This is a genomic window from Chromohalobacter nigrandesensis (assembly GCF_023061285.1).
GTDB classification, from domain to species: domain Bacteria; phylum Pseudomonadota; class Gammaproteobacteria; order Pseudomonadales; family Halomonadaceae; genus Chromohalobacter; species Chromohalobacter nigrandesensis.
This window is the reverse complement of the sequence record NZ_JAKGAM010000006.1, coordinates 169,511-185,551: the sequence shown is the minus strand read 5'-3', so window position 1 is coordinate 185,551 and position 16,041 is coordinate 169,511. Positions and strand designations below refer to the sequence as shown.

13 protein-coding genes are annotated in these 16,041 nt (G+C 64.4%); 4 read left to right on the top strand and 9 right to left on the bottom strand.

All coding sequences use genetic code 11. From position 1 onward, the window contains the following. Positions 1-10: 10 nt before the first annotated feature. Genes L1073_RS09935 through tmpA form a run of 3 tightly spaced genes read right to left on the bottom strand, consistent with a single transcriptional unit; the run spans position 11 to position 3,338 of the window. A complete protein-coding gene (locus L1073_RS09935) occupies positions 11-1,603 on the bottom strand; it encodes a 5-guanidino-2-oxopentanoate decarboxylase (protein WP_246898899.1) in 1,593 nt (530 codons plus the stop codon). Continuing rightward, positions 1,600-2,178 carry an HD domain-containing protein gene (locus L1073_RS09930; protein WP_246898897.1) on the bottom strand — a complete coding sequence of 193 codons (579 nt, stop codon included), beginning with the start codon at positions 2,176-2,178 and terminating at the stop codon, positions 1,600-1,602. The genes L1073_RS09935 and L1073_RS09930 overlap by 4 nt, the downstream gene beginning before the upstream one ends. Then, the gene (tmpA, locus tag L1073_RS09925; RefSeq protein ID WP_246898895.1) at positions 2,175-3,338 is read right to left on the bottom strand and encodes a 2-trimethylaminoethylphosphonate dioxygenase; all 1,164 of its coding nucleotides are present in this window, start codon (positions 3,336-3,338) and stop codon (positions 2,175-2,177) included. Before tmpA ends, L1073_RS09930 begins: the two co-directional genes overlap by 4 nt. Positions 3,339-3,466: 128 nt before the next feature. On the opposite strand from tmpA, the gene L1073_RS09920 reads away from it, so the two are divergent. Both L1073_RS09920 and L1073_RS09915 read left to right on the top strand, forming a co-directional pair. After that, entirely contained in the window at positions 3,467-4,480 is a 1,014-nt protein-coding gene (locus tag L1073_RS09920) for a GlxA family transcriptional regulator (RefSeq protein WP_246898893.1), read from the top strand. 67 nt (positions 4,481-4,547) lie between these two features. After that, entirely contained in the window at positions 4,548-5,219 is a 672-nt protein-coding gene (locus tag L1073_RS09915; protein WP_246898891.1) for a fumarylacetoacetate hydrolase family protein, read from the top strand. 32 nt (positions 5,220-5,251) lie between these two features. On the opposite strand, the gene speA is transcribed toward L1073_RS09915, so the two are convergent. The 4 genes from speA to L1073_RS09895 all read right to left on the bottom strand — a co-directional run bounded on the left by speA (position 5,252) and on the right by L1073_RS09895 (position 9,003). Beyond that, complete coding sequence (gene speA / locus L1073_RS09910) at positions 5,252-7,153, bottom strand: biosynthetic arginine decarboxylase (RefSeq protein ID WP_246898889.1); 1,902 nt, start codon at positions 7,151-7,153, stop codon at positions 5,252-5,254. Positions 7,154-7,246: 93 nt separating this feature from the next. Next, positions 7,247-7,552 (bottom strand): hypothetical protein, encoded by a 306-nt coding sequence (locus L1073_RS09905; protein ID WP_246898887.1) that lies wholly within the window; start codon positions 7,550-7,552, stop codon positions 7,247-7,249. A 98-nt stretch (positions 7,553-7,650) separates the two neighbouring features. Further along, complete coding sequence (locus tag L1073_RS09900; RefSeq protein WP_246898885.1) at positions 7,651-8,628, bottom strand: homoserine kinase; 978 nt, start codon at positions 8,626-8,628, stop codon at positions 7,651-7,653. A gap of 96 nt (positions 8,629-8,724) precedes the next feature. Then, positions 8,725-9,003: a DUF2782 domain-containing protein gene (locus tag L1073_RS09895; protein WP_246898883.1), complete on the bottom strand. Its 279-nt coding sequence runs from the start codon at positions 9,001-9,003 to the stop codon at positions 8,725-8,727. Between the two features lie 180 nt (positions 9,004-9,183). Between L1073_RS09895 and polA the strand changes: the two genes are divergently transcribed. Next, positions 9,184-11,952 (top strand): DNA polymerase I, encoded by a 2,769-nt coding sequence (gene polA / locus L1073_RS09890; protein ID WP_246898882.1) that lies wholly within the window; start codon positions 9,184-9,186, stop codon positions 11,950-11,952. Positions 11,953-11,965: 13 nt separating this feature from the next. Here polA and L1073_RS09885 read toward each other — a convergent pair whose 3' ends face one another. After that, positions 11,966-12,991: a Fe(3+) ABC transporter substrate-binding protein gene (locus L1073_RS09885; RefSeq protein ID WP_246898880.1), complete on the bottom strand. Its 1,026-nt coding sequence runs from the start codon at positions 12,989-12,991 to the stop codon at positions 11,966-11,968. A 192-nt stretch (positions 12,992-13,183) separates the two neighbouring features. Here L1073_RS09885 and L1073_RS09880 point away from each other — a divergent pair, with 192 nt between their 5' ends. Then, positions 13,184-14,305 carry an ABC transporter ATP-binding protein gene (locus L1073_RS09880; RefSeq protein ID WP_246898878.1) on the top strand — a complete coding sequence of 374 codons (1,122 nt, stop codon included), beginning with the start codon at positions 13,184-13,186 and terminating at the stop codon, positions 14,303-14,305. On the opposite strand, the gene L1073_RS09875 is transcribed toward L1073_RS09880, so the two are convergent. Beyond that, positions 14,279-15,850 carry an ABC transporter permease gene (locus L1073_RS09875; RefSeq protein ID WP_246898946.1) on the bottom strand — a complete coding sequence of 524 codons (1,572 nt, stop codon included), beginning with the start codon at positions 15,848-15,850 and terminating at the stop codon, positions 14,279-14,281. The genes L1073_RS09880 and L1073_RS09875 overlap by 27 nt on opposite strands. Between the last annotated feature and the right edge of the window lie 191 nt (positions 15,851-16,041).

Below are 16,041 nucleotides of genomic sequence, written 5' to 3'. Positions count from 1 at the left end.
TACGATGAATTCAAGCGGACCATCGGTGCGCCTCGACCTCGATCAGGGTTGGTCCCGGTGCCTGACGCGAGGCGCTTAACGCCTGGTGCAGCGCAACCCCCGTCGACACGCGCACGCCGTAACAGTCGAGCGACTTGGTCAACGTCACGAAGTCCGGTGCGGGCAGGTCGACGCCGAGGCGTGGCACGTCCTGGGCGTCCATGTAGCGGCGAATCTCGCCGTAGCCGGCGTTGTTCCAGATCACCACCGCCAGGGGCACGCGGCATGTGCGGGCGGTGGCGAGTTCACCGAGGGTGAACATTAGCCCGCCGTCGCCGACCAGGGCGATCACCGGCCGTTCGGGCACGCCCAGTGCGGCGCCCAGCGCGGCGGGCAGGCCGTAGCCCAGCGTGCCGTAGCCGGTGGCAGAGTTGAACCAGCGGCGTGGCGCAGGCATCTCGGCGATGAAGTTGCCGGCGTAGACCGGTCCCGTGGAGTCACCGACGATGGTGGCGTCGGGCAGTGCCTCGCGCAGCGTGTCGAGAAAGCCGGCGTAGGGCGCGACGTCCTCGGCATCATGCAGTGCGAGTGCCGTCCTGGTGTGTGCGACACGCGCGGCGCCGGCGTGCGAGGCTTGCGTCGGTAAGCGTGCGAGCAGCCCCTGGGCGACTTCGCCGACATCGGCGAGCAGGGCGAGATCGGCGGCCTGGTTGCGCGCCAGTTGCTGGGCGTCGATGTCCACGCGGATCAGCCGTCCGTCGAGGTGGAAGCCGCCGTCGAAGGTCAGGTCGTAGTCCGTCTCACCGAGTTCCGTGCCCAGCGCCAGCACCACGTCGGCGTGGTGCGCGAGTTCGCGTCCGGCGGGCAGGCTCGCGCAGGCACCGAGATCCAGCGGATGCTCGCATCCCAGCACACCCTTGGCGTTGATTGTGGTCATGGCGGGGGCGTCGAGGCGTTCGACGAGGGCGCGTACCGCGTCGCTGGCGTCGGCGCAGCCGCCTCCCAGCAGCAGCAATGGGTGTTTGGCGTCGGCCAGCCAATCGGCGGTCCAGGCCAGTGCGGCATCCGGCGCCGCCGGCGGGAACACTTCGGTGGTCTTGGGCACGAGCGCCGGGCAAGCCTGCGGCATCACGTCCAGTGGAATCTCGATGTGCACGGGGCCGGGGCGGGCGCTCTTGAAGATGGCGAATGCGCGGGCCAGCACCTCGGGCAGTGCCTCGGGCGTGTGCAGGGTATGGCTGAACACGCTGACGCCGGCCAGGGTGCGTTGCTGGTCGGGCAGCTCGTGGAGGCGTCCTTGACCGCGTCCCAGGGTATCGCGGCGATTGACGCTGGAGATCACCAGCATCGGCACCGAATCGGCCAGCGCCTGACCCATGGCGGTGGCGATATTGGTCATGCCCGGCCCGCTGATGATGAAGCAGGCGGCCGGTTTGCCGGTCGCTCGGGCGTAGCCGTCGGCCATGAAGCCGGCGCCCTGTTCGTGGCGCGGGGTGACGTGCTTGAGGCCGCTGTTGGGCAAGCCGCGATACAGCTCGACGGTATGCACGCCGGGGATGCCGAAGACGGTATCGATACCATGGGCGACGAGCAGGTCGAGCAAACGTTGGGCGCAATTGCTCATGGCGTATCCTCGACGCTGGTTGTCTCGCCGAAGGGCGGCCGCGACATGACACGCTCGACCATGGGGATGAAGTCCTCGAGGGGGCGAGTGGGATAGTCGGGGTCGAATGAGCACTGATCCCACTCATCGCAGAAGCGCACGGTGCGCGCGTAGGCGGGGTGCTCGCGATAGGCCTCGCGGGCGTGCGGATCGAGGCCGTAGAAGGTGCGGTAGTGGTAGCCCTGAAACAGCTCGTGATGACGGATCATCCACACGTTGAGCGGGTCGATGAAGGGCTCGAGGATCGCCGCGGCGATTTCCGCGTGATTGGCGGGTGCCAGGTCATCGCCGATGTCGTGAAGCAGGGCGCAGACCACGGTTTCTTCGTCGGCACCGGCTGCGAGTGCGCGGGTCGCGGTCTGCAGGCAGTGTTCGTAACGGTCGACGGGGTAGCCGTGGGTATCGCCCTTGAGGCGTAGGAGATGCTCGAGCACGCGGCGGCTGGCATCGTTCTGGTAACGCTGGAAATGCGCGTCGATCAGCGCCCAGTCGTCGCGGGTGCTCTCGTCGAAGCGGGTAAACGTCGCCTGGTTCATGCGTTGGCTCCTTGGGCGGATCGCGGTGCGGCATCATTGGCGCTGCCGGCGTGCTGGGCGGCGAGTACGCGGCGCCGACTGGCGGTGCTGTCGCGGTCGACATAGCCCTGGCGCAGATGGCGCACGCCGCCTTCGAGCTGGTAAGCGGTGCGCCCGTGCAGCAGCCGGTAATTGTCCATGATCAGCATGTCGCCGGGACCGAGCTTGAGATACACGGTCAACGCCTCATCGGTGATCAAGCGATAGAAGCGTTGCCGCGCGGCGTAGTAACGCTCCAGCAAGGCCGCGTCGTGGGCGGCGATACGCTCGGTGCGGTTGGAGTAGCGCACGCGCGCCAGTCGTCCTTGGCTGTCGAGTTCGATCAGCGGACCCTCGCTCGCCAGATCGGTGGTGGCGTCGGTATAGCGAAACTGTGTCGAGAGGCGCGTCAGGCAGTCGAATTCCTCGGGCGCTTCGGCCTTGAGGCGCTGCGCCGCCATGAAACCATCGGTGAGCGTGCTGTCGCCCCCGGTGGCGGCATTGCTCAGGCAGTGCAGCCAGATGTAGCCGGGAATCGGGTCGCGATAGGGGTTGTCGGTATGCGGCTCGAGCCCGCGTTGCGTCATGGTCAGATCGTAAGCGTTGGCCACCGATTTGACGTCGGCAATGCCGCCCCAGTTGGTGCGACGCAGCGGGCCGATGCGGTCGATCAATGGCTGCATGCCATCTTCCTCGCACGGCACGTCGCTGACCTTGACGAAGCCGTAACGGTGCAAGGCCTCGAGCATCGCCAGCAGGGCGTCGTCGTCCTCGAGCGCTGCGTTGAAGCTCGCCTGGGGCAGCGTCTCAAGATCGGCGTCCCATAAGCTGAGCCTGGGCGCAACGTCGGCATTGTCGGGCGCGGCAGCGGCGAGCAGATCGTCCAGCGCGTAGGCGGTGACGTGGCCATCGCTGAAGCGCACGTGCAAGGTCTGCGCGTCGCCGCGTGCCGACTCGACATGCAAGGTCAAGGGCAGTTGGGCGGCCTTGATCAAGCGCTGTCCGGTGCGGGTGTCGAGCGTGGTCGCATCCGGCGCTCGCTCACGCAGCCAGAGGGCGGCGAATTCACGCCGTTGACCGGCGGCGTGCAGGATCAGACGGCGCCCTTCGTCCTGGAGTTCGACGTCGGCGGAAATGGACATGAACGATGCTCTCCACTGCTGGCATGGGGTCGAGTACCCCGGCGTGTGAGCCAAGGCGTTTCCCTACCCTAGGCGGATTGATCGAACGGAATTTGCACTAATTCGCCATTTAATAGACGATTCTGGCCATGAGCGAAAATCCCCGAACCGATTGGCCCTACCCCCGTCCCGAGCAGCCCCCGGTTCCCAGGCCCGGCGACGCGGCGCATACCGTGAATGTCTGGCTGGTGCCCAATTTCTCGATGCTGACGCTTTTTTGCCTGCTCGAGCCGTTGCGTGTGGCCAACCGCTTCGGTCGCGAGCTGTTTGCCTGGCGGCTGCTCTCGGCGGATGGCGACCCTGTGGTGGCCAGCAACGGCGTGCGTATCGAGGTCGAGGGTGTCCTGGCGGAACACGCCCTCGGCGATTTGTTGATGGTGATTTCCTCGTACGAGGCGGAAGTCAGCGTGACCGGCGCCGAACGCGCGGTGCTGCGCCACGTCGCGGCGCATGGTGGGCGTGTCGGCGGACTCGATACCGGGCCTTTCATCCTCGCTCGGGCGGGCTTGCTCGACCAGCATCGTGTGGCGCTGCATTGGGAAAGCGTGCCGGCCTTCCGCGCGGAGTTTCCGCATATCAGCGTTAGTGAGGCGCGCTTCGAATTCGCCGGGCAGCGCTTGACCGGTTCCGGCGGCGCGGCGGGCATCGACATGATGCTGCAATGGGTCGAGCACGATTACGGCCCGGCGCTGGCCAACGCCGTGGGGCGCCAACTCGTGCACCAGCGTGTTTCCGAGGAAGAGGCCTGGAAAGCTGGCGCGGCGCGCACCCTGGAAGATTTGCCGCGCAGCGTGGTGCGCGCGCTGGCGGTGATGGAAACCCACCTCGACCAGGTCTTGTCGATCCCCGAGATATGCCGCCTGATCGGCCAGTCCCAGCGGCAGTTGACGCGTCTTTTCATGGCGCATTTCGGCGAGACGCCCAAACAATGCTATGTGGGGATGCGCCTCGACTATGCCCGACGCTTGCTCGCCGACAGCCGCTGCCGGGTCACCGAGGCGGCCTTGACCAGCGGTTTCGTGCATCTGGCCCACTTCTCGCGCGCCTACCAGGCACGTTTCGGCGAGCGGCCCAGCGTCACCGCCGAACGCGGCACCGTGTGAAGCGCCGACGGTCGCGTTAGACTCGGGTCTTTGCGTCGCGGCGCTTTATCGTTTGTGAGGAGTCTGCATGTCCGCCCAACCCTTCGTGACCCGCCTGGCCGATGGCGGTGTCTTTCCCCATATGCTGGGCAAGATCGTCTGCGTGGGGCGCAATTACGCTGCGCATGCCCGCGAACTCGACAACCCGGTGCCCAGTGCGCCGCTGGTGTTCATCAAGCCCGCCACCAGCGCAGTGCCCATGGCGCGCGATATCGCCGAGCAATTCACGCGTGGCGAGGTGCACTTCGAAACCGAGCTGGCACTGCTCATCGGCAAACGGCTGAGCGGCGCCAGCGCCGAGCAGGGCGAGCGTGCCGTCGCCGGGCTTGGCCTGGCGCTGGACTTGACGTTGCGCGACGTGCAAGCGCAATTGAAGGAAAAGGGCCATCCTTGGGAAGTCGCCAAGGCCTTCGACGGCGCTTGCCCGTTGTCGCCGTTCGTGGCGCTGGATGAGGTGCCCGACTGGGCGGCGTTACGCTTCACGCTGGAGATCGACGGCGAGCGCCGTCAGACTGGGGAGACGCGCGACATGCTGTTCGCCATTCCCGCGCTGCTGGCCGAGATGTCACGGCATTTCACGCTGCAGCCCGGCGATGTGGTGCTCACCGGCACGCCGGCCGGGGTCGGGCCGTTACCCCGCAATGCTGAGCTGTCGCTGTGGGGCTCGTTCGGGCTGGAGGCGTCTACGCAGACGCGGTGACGTAGATTCGGCGTCACTTCAGAGATTCGGCGTCACTCGAGATAGGTGTAGCCTTCCAGGCCGGCGGCGAGATCGCGCATGAAGTCGTCACGCTGGGCCTTGCTTAGCGCGCTGTCCCGGAGCTGACGCGACAAGTGTTGGCTGAGTTCGTCGGCGTCGAAGTTCACGTAACGCAGCACGTCGGCGACGGTATCGCCCTGTTGGTGATTGCTGAGCCGCCATTGGTTGTTAGCGTCCAGCGTGGCGTCCACGGCGTCGGTGTCGCCGAACAGGTTGTGCAGGTCGCCGAGGATTTCCTGGTAGGCGCCGACCAGAAACAGCCCCAGCAGCTTATCTTCGCCGTCCTGCCATTCGGGCAGCGGGAGCGTCGCTTCCAGGCCCTGGCCGTCGACGTAGCAGTCGATACGCCCGTCGCTGTCGCAGGTGATGTCCTGAATCACCCCGCGCCGTGTGGGCGGGCGGTCGAGGCCGGTGAGTGGCAGCACCGGGAAGACCTGATCGATGCCCCACACATCGGGGACCGACTGGAACAGCGAGAAGTTGACGAACAGCTTGTCGGCGAGTTTTTCGGCGAGCTCGTCGGCGATCTCGCGGTGCGCGCGGTTGCGCGGGTCGAGCTGGGCGCTCAGGCGCCGGCATGCGGCGAAGTACACCGTCTCGCCCTCGGCGCGCGCCTCGAGGCTGGCCAGGCCCAGCACGAAGCGGTCCTGCAACTCGCCGATGGCTTGCACCAGATCGTGATAGGCCTCGGCGAGGCCGCGCGGTTCCTGTGTATTATCCAGCTTGGCATGCACACGCCACAACTCATCGAGCTCGGCATCGCCGTCGAGGCGTTGCGTGGGCGCTTCCTCGCTCAAGCGCTCCTCGCCGATGACGTTGGTGATCAGCACTGCGTGATGGGCGGTCAGCGCGCGCCCCGATTCGGAAATCAGATGCGGATGCGGAATGTCTTCGGCGTCACAGACCTGACGGAAGGCCCACACCACGTTGCTGGCATATTCGTGCATCGAGTAGTTGATCGAGCAGAAACTCCGCGAGCGTGTGCCTTCGTAGTCGATCCCCAGGCCGCCGCCGACGTCGACGGTATCCACCGGGGCGCCCAGGGCGCGCAGGCTCTGGTAGACGCGGGCGCATTCGCGCAGGCCGCGCTGGATATCGCGGATGTTGGCGATCTGCGAGCCGAGGTGGAAATGCACCAGTTGCAGGCTGGCCAGGGCATCGCCGCCGCGCAGACGCTCGACCACATCGAGGATCTGGCTGGCGGTGAGCCCGAACTTGGACTTCTCGCCACCGCTGTCCTGCCATTTGCCCTTGCCCACCGAGGCCAGTCGCGCGCGCAGGCCAATGCGCGGCGCGACCTGCAGGCGTTCGGCTTCCTCGAGGATCAGCGTGAGCTCGGAGTGCTTCTCGACCACCAGGTAGACGCGATGGCCGAGCTTCTCGCCCATCAACGCCAGGCGCACGTATTCGCGGTCCTTATAGCCATTGCAGACGATCAGCGAGGGGCCGTCTCCCGAGAGCGCCAGCACTGCCAGTAGTTCCGGCTTGCTGCCGGCCTCGAGGCCGATCCGCCCATGGTCGCGCGCCTGAGTGGCGAGCATTTCTTCCACCACGCGGCGCTGCTGATTGACCTTGATGGGATACACGGCGGTGTAGCCGCCGGCGTAGGTTTCATCCTGCATGGCAGTGTCGAAGGCAGCGCACAACTGCTCGACACGGTCGTGGAGGATGTCGGTGAAGCGCACCAGCACCGGCAGACGCAAACCCGCGCGGCGCAACTCGTCGACCAGGGCATTTAGCGGCAGGGCGGGGCCGTCGACGTTGCCGCCCAGCGGGCGCACGACGGCATGGCCGGCGTCGTCGACGTCGAAGTAGCCGCTGCCCCACTGATCGATGTTGTAGGTGCGACGGGCCTGATCGGCGGGCGAGGTCATGGCGCACTCCTGGACGGGCCGGTGCGGCCCGGTGAACGAACGGGGTGGCATTATGCCGCTCGCATGCGGGGCTGCAAAGAGGCGCCGGTGTGCTCAGCGCAGAAGAAACAGCACTCCGAGGGTGGCGGCACTGGCCATGCCGAGATGCGTCAGCGCCTCGACGAATGCGGCATCCAGGCGCTCGGCCAGCATGTCTTTGCGCTGCAGAATGTCACCCAGCAGCGCGCAGCCCAGACCGAAGGTGAGCACCAGGGCGGGCACCGTGCCTTGAGATTGCCAGGCCAGGGCCGTGAGTGCCAGAGCCAGCGCCGCGCAGCCGTAGCGCAGGTAGCGATATTGGGTGGCAGAGACGAAACGACGGGGGCGTACGGCCGTGACGACGTGCGTGAAGGTGAGCATGGGGAACTCCGTCCAGGGCGGAGCGTCGTGCTCCGCCGTCGATGACGGCTCCAGGCTAGGCCGCGTTTCTTAAAGAACCCTTACAGCGCTAAGAAGGCCTATAGCGTTGTTGACGGGAGCGGGCTGGCGGGCGGCAAGGGCGGGGCGCCGTGTTCGAGGCGCGTCAGGAGTAGATGACGGTACTGGCTGGGGTCCTTGGGTGTGAGGTCGTGCGCGGGCGGATCGACGTAGATGACCAGCAGCCGCGAGAGCCAGTAGCGTAGCGCCGTCATGCGCAACATCACCGGCCACAGCGCCTGCTCGGTCTCGTTCAGCGGGCGACGTGCCTGGTAGGCGCCGAGGAGCGCCGTGTAGCGCGCTTCGTCGAAATCGCCATTGGCGTCGCTGGTCCAGTCGTTGACGACGATCGCCAGGTCGAAGAGTAGATCGCCCGTACAGCCGTTGTAGAAGTCGATGATGCCGCTTAGCCGCTCGCCTTCGAAGAGGGTGTTATCGCGGAACAGGTCGCCATGGATCGCCCCCTGGGGCAGGTTCGAGGCATCGCCGAAGACGATCTGATAGGTGTCGATCTCATCGGCCATCAGGCGTTGATCGGCTTCGGACAGGTAGCTCATGACCTTGTGCTGGGCCATGGCCAGCCAATGCAGGTCGCGGGGATTGGGGCGCTGCCCCTCGAAGCGCTGCGAGACCTTGTGCATGCGTCCCAGGACATCGCCGAGCACACCGCATTGGGCAAGCGTCGGCGATTCGGGATGCCGACCCGGAAGGCGCGGGAACAGTAGCGCCGGACGCTCGGCGAGGTCCTGCAGGGCGATCCCCTCGCGGTCGTGAACGGGCCCCGCTACAGGCAACCGGTGTTCGTCGAGATAGTCGAGCAACGCCACGAAGAAGGGCAGCTCGTCGCTTTCGCCCTGCTCGAACAGGGTAAGCACGAAGCGGCCTTGGTCGGTGGTGACGAAGAAGGTGGAATTCTCCGTACCACTGGGTACGCCTTCCAGTGTGGTCAACGTGCCCACGTCAAAGCGTTCGAGAAAGTCCGCGACCTGGGTCTCGTTCAAAGGGGTGAATACGGCCATGTGTCTCTCGCCCGGGGTGCCAAGCGCGCATTGTAGCGGCTTGTCGCGGGCAGTCCTACCGTCATGCGCGAGGTCGTTGATGTGAAGCAGGCAACATCATTCGTCGCCGGTGACCCAGTCGGGCATCTCGACACGTCTGGCATCGCGGCGTTCGAAGTTGCCGTCGCCATCGTCGTCGAGCAGGAAGTAACTGGCGCCTTGCTGGGGGACGATCTCGATGGCGTAGAGCTCGCCGTTGACGCGGTATTCCTTGAGGGTGCGGTTATCGTCCTGGCGCACGGTGATGTCGGGGGAGGGCTGCGCGACGGCAAGCGAGGCGCTGGCGCCGATAATGAGGCCAAGCCCCAGACCAAGAACAATCGGTAGACGCTGCATGACGGTCTCCTCGGCTGGTGGAGCAAATACGATGGTATTGCGCCTCGAGCCCATGAGGTAATGAAAGGTCATTATCCCACATCATGCGCGTTCGGCACATGTGAAGCGTGTTTCGCCTGACGCTGCGCAATGCCTTGCGTATCATGGCGGCATCGCGAATTTCCAATGGATGCTGATGCCATGGCCAACACGCCCCCCATCGTTCTCGTCGACGGCTCGTCGTACTTGTATCGGGCTTTTCACGCCTTGCCGCCGCTGACCACGTCCAAGGGTAATCCCACCGGCGCGGTGAAGGGCGTGCTCAACATGCTCAAGAGCCTGCTCCAACAGTATCCGGATAGCCCCATGGCGGTGGTCTTCGACGCCAAGGGCAAGACCTTCCGCGACGAGATCTATGCCGAGTACAAGGCGCATCGTCCGCCGATGCCCGACGATCTGCGTCCTCAGGTCGAGCCGTTGCACGATTGTATCCGCGCGCTGGGCTTACCGCTGTTGTGCATCGAGGGCGTCGAGGCCGACGACGTGATCGGCACCCTGGCGCGGCATGCCACCGAGGCAGGGCGCGATGCGGTGATCTCCACCGGCGACAAGGACATGGCCCAACTGGTCAATCAGCACATCACGCTGGTCAACACCATGAAGGGTGAGACGCTCGACGTGGCCGGCGTCGAGGCCAAGTTCGGCATCCCGCCCTCGTTGATCATCGATTATCTGGCGTTGATGGGCGATAAGGTCGACAACATTCCCGGCGTGCCGGGCGTTGGCGAGAAGACCGCGCTGGGTTTGCTGCAAGGCATGCAGGGCGGACTCGAGACGCTCTACGCCGATCTCGAGCGTATCAAGACGCTGGACTTTCGCGGCGCCAAGACGCTGGGCAAGAAGCTCGATGCCAATCGCGATCAGGCCTTTTTGTCTTACCAATTGGCGACGATCAAGACCGACTGCGAGCTGCCGGTGGGGCTCGACGATCTCGACATCGCGCATCCCGATCGCGAGGCGCTCAAGGCCCTCTACACCGAGCTGGAATTCAAGAACTGGCTGGGCGAGTTGCTCGAGGGACGCGACGAGGGCGTCGATGATGTGGCCACGGGGGCACCGGCGAAAGAAGATGACGCACCGGCGGCCGACACAAGCTCAGCACCGCGCGAGGATCATGTCATCGTCACGCAGCAGGCCTTCGAGGCCTGGCGCGAGCGTCTGGCGCAGGCGGATATCTTCTGCTTCGACCTGGAAACCACCAGCCTCAATTACATGGAGGCCGATATCGTCGGCATCGGCCTGGCGCTGGAGGCCGGCGAGGCCGCTTATATCCCGGTGGCGCACAGCTATATCGATGCCCCCGAGCAGCTCGACCGCGACACGGTGCTGGCCGCGCTCAAGCCGCTGTGGGAAGACGCCGCCAAGGCCAAGATCGGTCAGAACCTCAAGTACGACATCTCCGTGCTGGCGCGTTACGACATCGAGGTCGCGGGGCGGCTCGAGGACACCATGCTGGCGTCTTACGTGCTCGATTCCACGGCGACGCGCCACGACATGGACTCGCTGGCGCTGAAGTACCTCGGCGAGAAGACCATCACCTTCGAGGAGATCGCCGGCAAGGGCGCCAAGCAGTTGACCTTCGACCAGGTCGCACTCGAGCAGGCCGCGCCCTACGCCTGCGAGGACGTCGACATCACCCTGCGCCTGCATCGTGAATTGCGTCCCCGCGTGGACGGCGAAGGTCAACTGGCGAAGGTGCTGAATGAGATCGAGCTGCCGTTGGTGTCGGTGCTCTCGCGCATGGAACGCAACGGCGTGGCGCTGGACGCCGAACGTCTGCATACCCAGAGTCGCGCCCTGGACAAACGGCTACGCGAGCTCGAAACCCGCGCCTATGAGCTGGCCGGGCGCGAGTTCAATCTGGGCTCGCCCAAGCAACTCGGCGAGATCCTCTTCGACGAGTTGAAGATCCCGGTAATCAAGAAGACGCCCAAGGGCGCGCCGAGTACCGCCGAGGCGGTGCTCGAGGAACTGGCGCTGGATTATCCGCTGCCCAAGGTGATCATCGAGCATCGCGGCTTTGCCAAGCTGAAATCGACCTACACTGACAAGCTGCCGCAACTGGTCAACCCCACCACGCGGCGGCTGCATACCAGTTATCACCAGGCGGTCACGGCCACCGGACGACTGTCGTCATCCGATCCCAACTTGCAGAATATTCCCATCCGCACCGAAGAAGGCCGCAAGATTCGCCAGGCCTTCATCGCGCGTCCCGGCTATCGCATCGTCGCCGCCGACTATTCGCAGATCGAGCTGCGCATCATGGCCCACCTGTCCGGCGACAAGGGGTTGCTCGAGGCCTTCGCCGAAGGGCGCGACATCCACACCGCCACGGCGTCGGAAGTGTTCGGCGTGGCGCTAGACGCCGTCAGCGGCGAGCAACGGCGCAGCGCCAAGGCCATCAACTTCGGGCTGATCTACGGCATGAGCGCCTGGGGGCTGGGGCGGCAGTTGCATATCGAGCGCAATCAGGCGCAGACCTACATCGATCGTTACTTCGACCGTTACCCCGGCGTGGCGCGCTTCATGGAGCGCATCCGTGCCCAGGCGGCCGACGACGGCTATGTCGAGACGGTGTTCGGGCGGCGCCTCTATCTGCCCGAGATCAACGCCCAGAACCGCAACCGGCGTCAGGCCGCCGAGCGCACCGCCATCAACGCTCCGATGCAGGGCACCGCCGCCGATATCATCAAGTTGGCGATGATCGACGTCGACCGCTGGCTGCGTGACGGCGACTTCGACGCCTGGATGGTGATGCAGGTCCACGACGAACTGGTCTTCGAAGTCGCGGAAAGCCAGGTCGACGTCTTCACCGACGCCGTCCGTCAACGCATGGAAGACGCCGCCAAGCTCGACGTGCCACTGACCGTCGAAGCCAACGCTGGCGCCAACTGGGATGAAGCCCACTGAGGTTGCGTTGACCTCAACGCCATCCGACACGGTCGAAGATACGAATCGCGTCGGGGTTGTGTTCGCCGAGCTGGCTAATGTTCAGGTCGTCTTTCTTGAAGTCGCCCCATGAGGCCAGGACGTCGTCGAGCTCGATGCCTTCGACGGCGGGGAATTCATGGTTGCCGGCAGCGAACAGGCGTTGTGCGTCGCCGGAAGCGAGGAATTCCAGAAAACGGATGGCATTGTCGCGATTGGGGGCGTCCGCGACTACGCCGGCGCCGCCGACATTGACGTGAGCCCCGCGTCCTTCCTGGTTGGGCAGCAGGATCTCGACGCTCTCGGCGGCGGCGCGGTCATCGGCGTCGTCGGATTCGAGCAGACGCACATAGTAGTAATGATTGGCGACGGCGATATCGCACTCGCCACTGGCCACGCCGCGAATCTGATCGGTATCGCCGCCTTCGGGGTCGCGTGCCATGTTATCGACGACGCCTTGAGCCCAGGCTTCAGCCTCTTCCTCGCCATGGTGAGCGATCATCGATGCCAGCAGTGACTGGTTATAGATATTGTTCGAGGAGCGAATGCAGACGTCGCCTTCGAAGCGCGGATCGGCGAGATCTTCATAGCGCTGAAGATGAGCCGGATCGATGTCGTTGGGGTCGTAGAAGATCGCCCGTACGCGCTGGCTGAAGCCGAACCACTTGCCTTCCGGGTGGCGCATGGCGTCGGATAGGCGCTCGTCGAGTACGTCGGAGTCGATGCGCTGGAAAATGTCCGCTTGTTCGGCGCGCCAGAGCCGCCCCGCGTCGACGGTGAGCATGACATCCGCAGGACTGGCGGCACCCTCGCGGCGGATGCGTTCGATGAGTTGATCCGAATCGCCTTCGAGCACATTGACTTCGATGCCGGTTTTGTCGGTGAAAGCCTCGTAGAGGGCTTGGTCGGAGTCGTAGTGACGGGCGGAGTAGATGTTGACGGCATCGGCGAGCGCATTGCCGGTGAAGGCGATGCCCGCGAGTAGTACGCTAGTAGGCATGGCGAGTCGAGTTGGGGACATGAGGTGAGGCTCCCTTGTAATATATTGAATGATAATAAGTCGTATTTTATTTATGTATTGAAGCCCAATCCGTGGGGGCGGTCAATTAATTGCGTTTAATTATCGTTTACTAGTGCGAATTTTTATTGGGGTTAAGGCTCGAGGCCAGAATGAGATGCTGGCGCTTTGTCATTCTTGGGCTTAACTACCGTCATGCACCGCTTACTGGATATTCCTCTCGCGTCATCCACCGGGATGCCGGCTTCTCGTTTGTCTCTGCAGCGGGTGCGGCACGCCTATGCCGAGCATCTGGCCGTCGATGATGTCAGTCTCGAGGTCATGCCCGGGGAGGTGGTATGTCTGCTGGGCCCTTCTGGCTGTGGCAAGACGACTTTGTTGCGGATCGCGGCGGGGCTCGAGCGCTTGCAGCATGGGGAGCTTCGCCTGGGTGAGGAGATGCTGGATGAAGCCGAGGGCCACCACGTGCCCCCGGAAAAACGCGGTGTGGGGCTGGCTTTCCAGGAGGCCGCACTGTTTCCCCATCTCAGTGTGCTGGAAAACGTCGCGTTCGGGCTCGATAACCTCCCACCGTCGCAGCGACGTGCTCGGGCGATGCAGTGGCTCGAACAACTGGGCATGGCAGCACGTGCCGATACCTATCCGCACATGCTCTCGGGCGGTCAGCAACAGCGCGTCGCATTGGCGCGTGCGTTGGCGCCGGAGCCGCGGTTGATGCTGCTGGACGAGCCGTTTTCGAGTCTCGATGCGCGTCTGCGCGAGCAGATCCGCGATGATACCCTGCATGCCCTCAAGCGCGTGGGAGCGGGTACCTTGCTGGTCACCCACGATCCCGAAGAGGCGATGTTCATGGCCGATCGTATTGCCTTGATGCGTGAAGGGCGCGTGGTGCAGTGGGGGACACCGTATCAATTGTATTGTCAGCCGCAGACGCCGTTCGTGGTGACATTCTTCGGGGCCGTCAACGAGTGGGTCGGTGAAGTGCGCGAGGCGAAGGTAATGACGCCGGCGGGTGGGGTGGCTGCACCAGCGTTGGCGGAAGGGTCGCGGGCACGAGTGATGGTTCGCCCGGAAGCGCTCCGTGTGACGCACGATGGCGCTTTAATGGAACGCCCGGTAGGCGATGTCGGCATATTCGCGCGCGTGGTCATGGCCAAATTGTTGGGGCGAAGCAGCCTGCTGCACCTTGCCGTTCCCGATGAAAAGGGACAGGAGGTGCATTGGCATGCCCAGGTGCCGGGTGTCTTTTTGCCCCGCGCCGGGCAGTCGGTGGCCTTACAGTTGGAGCCGTCACAATGCTTCGCGTTTCCCGCTTGAAGCGCCGGGACGCGAGTGACGAATGGCACGGCTCAAGAGAATGACCGGTATCACGCCTACCATGACGATGGCCAATGACGAGGACGCTGCTTCCGCGAGGCGTTCGTCGGCCGCGAGGTTGTGCGCTCGAACGGCGAGGGTGTCGAAATCGAATGGGCGCAGGATCACCGTTGCGGGCAATTCCTTCATGACATCGACGAATACCAGCAAGGCAGCGGCCAACAGGCTGCCTCGCATCAGCGGAGCATGTACGTGGTGCAGCGTGCCGCTGGCGGTTTGCCCCAGTGTGCGCGCAGCGGCATCCATGGCGGGCGTGACCTTGCCCAGACTTGCCTCCACGGTATTGAACGAGACCGCCAGGAAGCGCACGACATAAGCGTAAATCAGAATGAACGCCGATCCGCTCAACAGTAAGCCGACGTCGAAACCGAGACCGCCGTTCAGCAGCGAGTAGAGGTGTCGATCGACCCAGGTGAGCGGGATCAGAATTCCCACGGCGACCACCGAGCCGGGTACGGCATAGCCCATGGCGGCGATACGTGTGGCCATGCGGGTCGGACGTCCGGGATGCAGGCGCACGCCATAACTCAATATGACGGCCAGCCCCACGGCGACAATCGCCGAAAAGGCGGCGAGCAGCAAGCTGTTGCCGGCGAAATCGAAAAATCGAGTGCCGAGTACGCTATCGCCCGTCTCCAGCGCGAGCTCGGCGAGAATCGCGCTGGGAAGAAGAAACCCGACGCCGATAGGCAGCAGACAGGCGAGAAAGGCGCCCCAGGCGCGACATCCATTGAGCGAGAATTCGGGTAGCTGGCGATAGCGGCCGGTAGTGTGGAAGTAGCGACGTTTTCCGCGTGATACGCGCTCCAGCGCAACCACTACGAGTACGAATACCAGTAGGCAGGCGGCAAGCTGAGCCGCGGCAATCGGTTCGCCCATGCCGAACCAGGTGCGATAGATGCCGGTGGTGAAGGTGTCCACGCCGAAGAACTGGACCGCGCCGAACTCATTGAGGGTTTCCATCAGCACTAGCGAGACTCCGCCGATGATGGCCGGTCGCGCGAGCGGTACGGCGATGGTGGCAAAGAGTCGCCAGGGGCCGCGTCCGAGCGTGCGACCGACGTCCAGCACGCAGGCCGACTGTTCGAGAAATGTCGCCCGGGTGAGCAGGTAGACGTAAGGATAAAGAACCAGCGTGATGACCGTGATGGCACCGCCCAGGGAGCGAATGCGTGGAAACCAATAATCGTCGCTCTCCCAGCCGAAGAGGGCGCGCAATTCGCTCTGCAGGGGGCCGGCGTATTGCAGAAAATCCGTATACGCGTAAGCGATGACGTAGGTCGGCACCGCCAGAGGGAGCAGCAGCGCCCATTCGAACAGGCGTCGCCCGGGAAAGCGGCACATGGTGATCAGCCAGGCGGTACCGGTCCCGATGAGGGTCGTGCCGACACCAACGCCCAGCACCAACCACAGGGTATTGGCGAGATAGCCGCCGAGTACGGTACTGGCGAGATGGGTCCAGATACCGTGCGTGGGTAGCCACATATGTGCCAGTACGGTGATTACCGGCAAGGCAACGATCAATGCCACGCCGAGCGTGATCAATGTCCAATGATCGAGATGCGGCCGCCAGCGAGTGTGACGCGAATCAGTGCGTAGGGAAGTGAAGATCGTCACGTGACGGCTCCTCTAGGGCGGGACCGGGTGCGGATGAGACGCGGCAGCATTCGCGAAGA

What these genes read in the sequence shown, in the direction of transcription:
- L1073_RS09915 (WP_246898891.1), top strand. Translation starts at nt 4,548, where the DNA reads ATGTCCGCCCAACCCTTCGTGACCCGCCTGGCCGATGGCGGTGTCTTT.
- L1073_RS09880 (WP_246898878.1), top strand. Translation starts at nt 13,184, where the DNA reads ATGCACCGCTTACTGGATATTCCTCTCGCGTCATCCACCGGGATGCCG.
- L1073_RS09900 (WP_246898885.1), bottom strand. Translation starts at nt 8,628, where the DNA reads ATGGCCGTATTCACCCCTTTGAACGAGACCCAGGTCGCGGACTTTCTC.
- L1073_RS09905 (WP_246898887.1), bottom strand. Translation starts at nt 7,552, where the DNA reads ATGCTCACCTTCACGCACGTCGTCACGGCCGTACGCCCCCGTCGTTTC.
- L1073_RS09885 (WP_246898880.1), bottom strand. Translation starts at nt 12,991, where the DNA reads ATGTCCCCAACTCGACTCGCCATGCCTACTAGCGTACTACTCGCGGGC.
- polA (WP_246898882.1), top strand. Translation starts at nt 9,184, where the DNA reads ATGGCCAACACGCCCCCCATCGTTCTCGTCGACGGCTCGTCGTACTTG.
- speA (WP_246898889.1), bottom strand. Translation starts at nt 7,153, where the DNA reads ATGACCTCGCCCGCCGATCAGGCCCGTCGCACCTACAACATCGATCAG.
- tmpA (WP_246898895.1), bottom strand. Translation starts at nt 3,338, where the DNA reads ATGTCCATTTCCGCCGACGTCGAACTCCAGGACGAAGGGCGCCGTCTG.
- L1073_RS09930 (WP_246898897.1), bottom strand. Translation starts at nt 2,178, where the DNA reads ATGAACCAGGCGACGTTTACCCGCTTCGACGAGAGCACCCGCGACGAC.
- L1073_RS09935 (WP_246898899.1), bottom strand. Translation starts at nt 1,603, where the DNA reads ATGAGCAATTGCGCCCAACGTTTGCTCGACCTGCTCGTCGCCCATGGT.
- L1073_RS09875 (WP_246898946.1), bottom strand. Translation starts at nt 15,850, where the DNA reads ATGTGGCTACCCACGCACGGTATCTGGACCCATCTCGCCAGTACCGTA.
- L1073_RS09920 (WP_246898893.1), top strand. Translation starts at nt 3,467, where the DNA reads ATGAGCGAAAATCCCCGAACCGATTGGCCCTACCCCCGTCCCGAGCAG.
- L1073_RS09895 (WP_246898883.1), bottom strand. Translation starts at nt 9,003, where the DNA reads ATGCAGCGTCTACCGATTGTTCTTGGTCTGGGGCTTGGCCTCATTATC.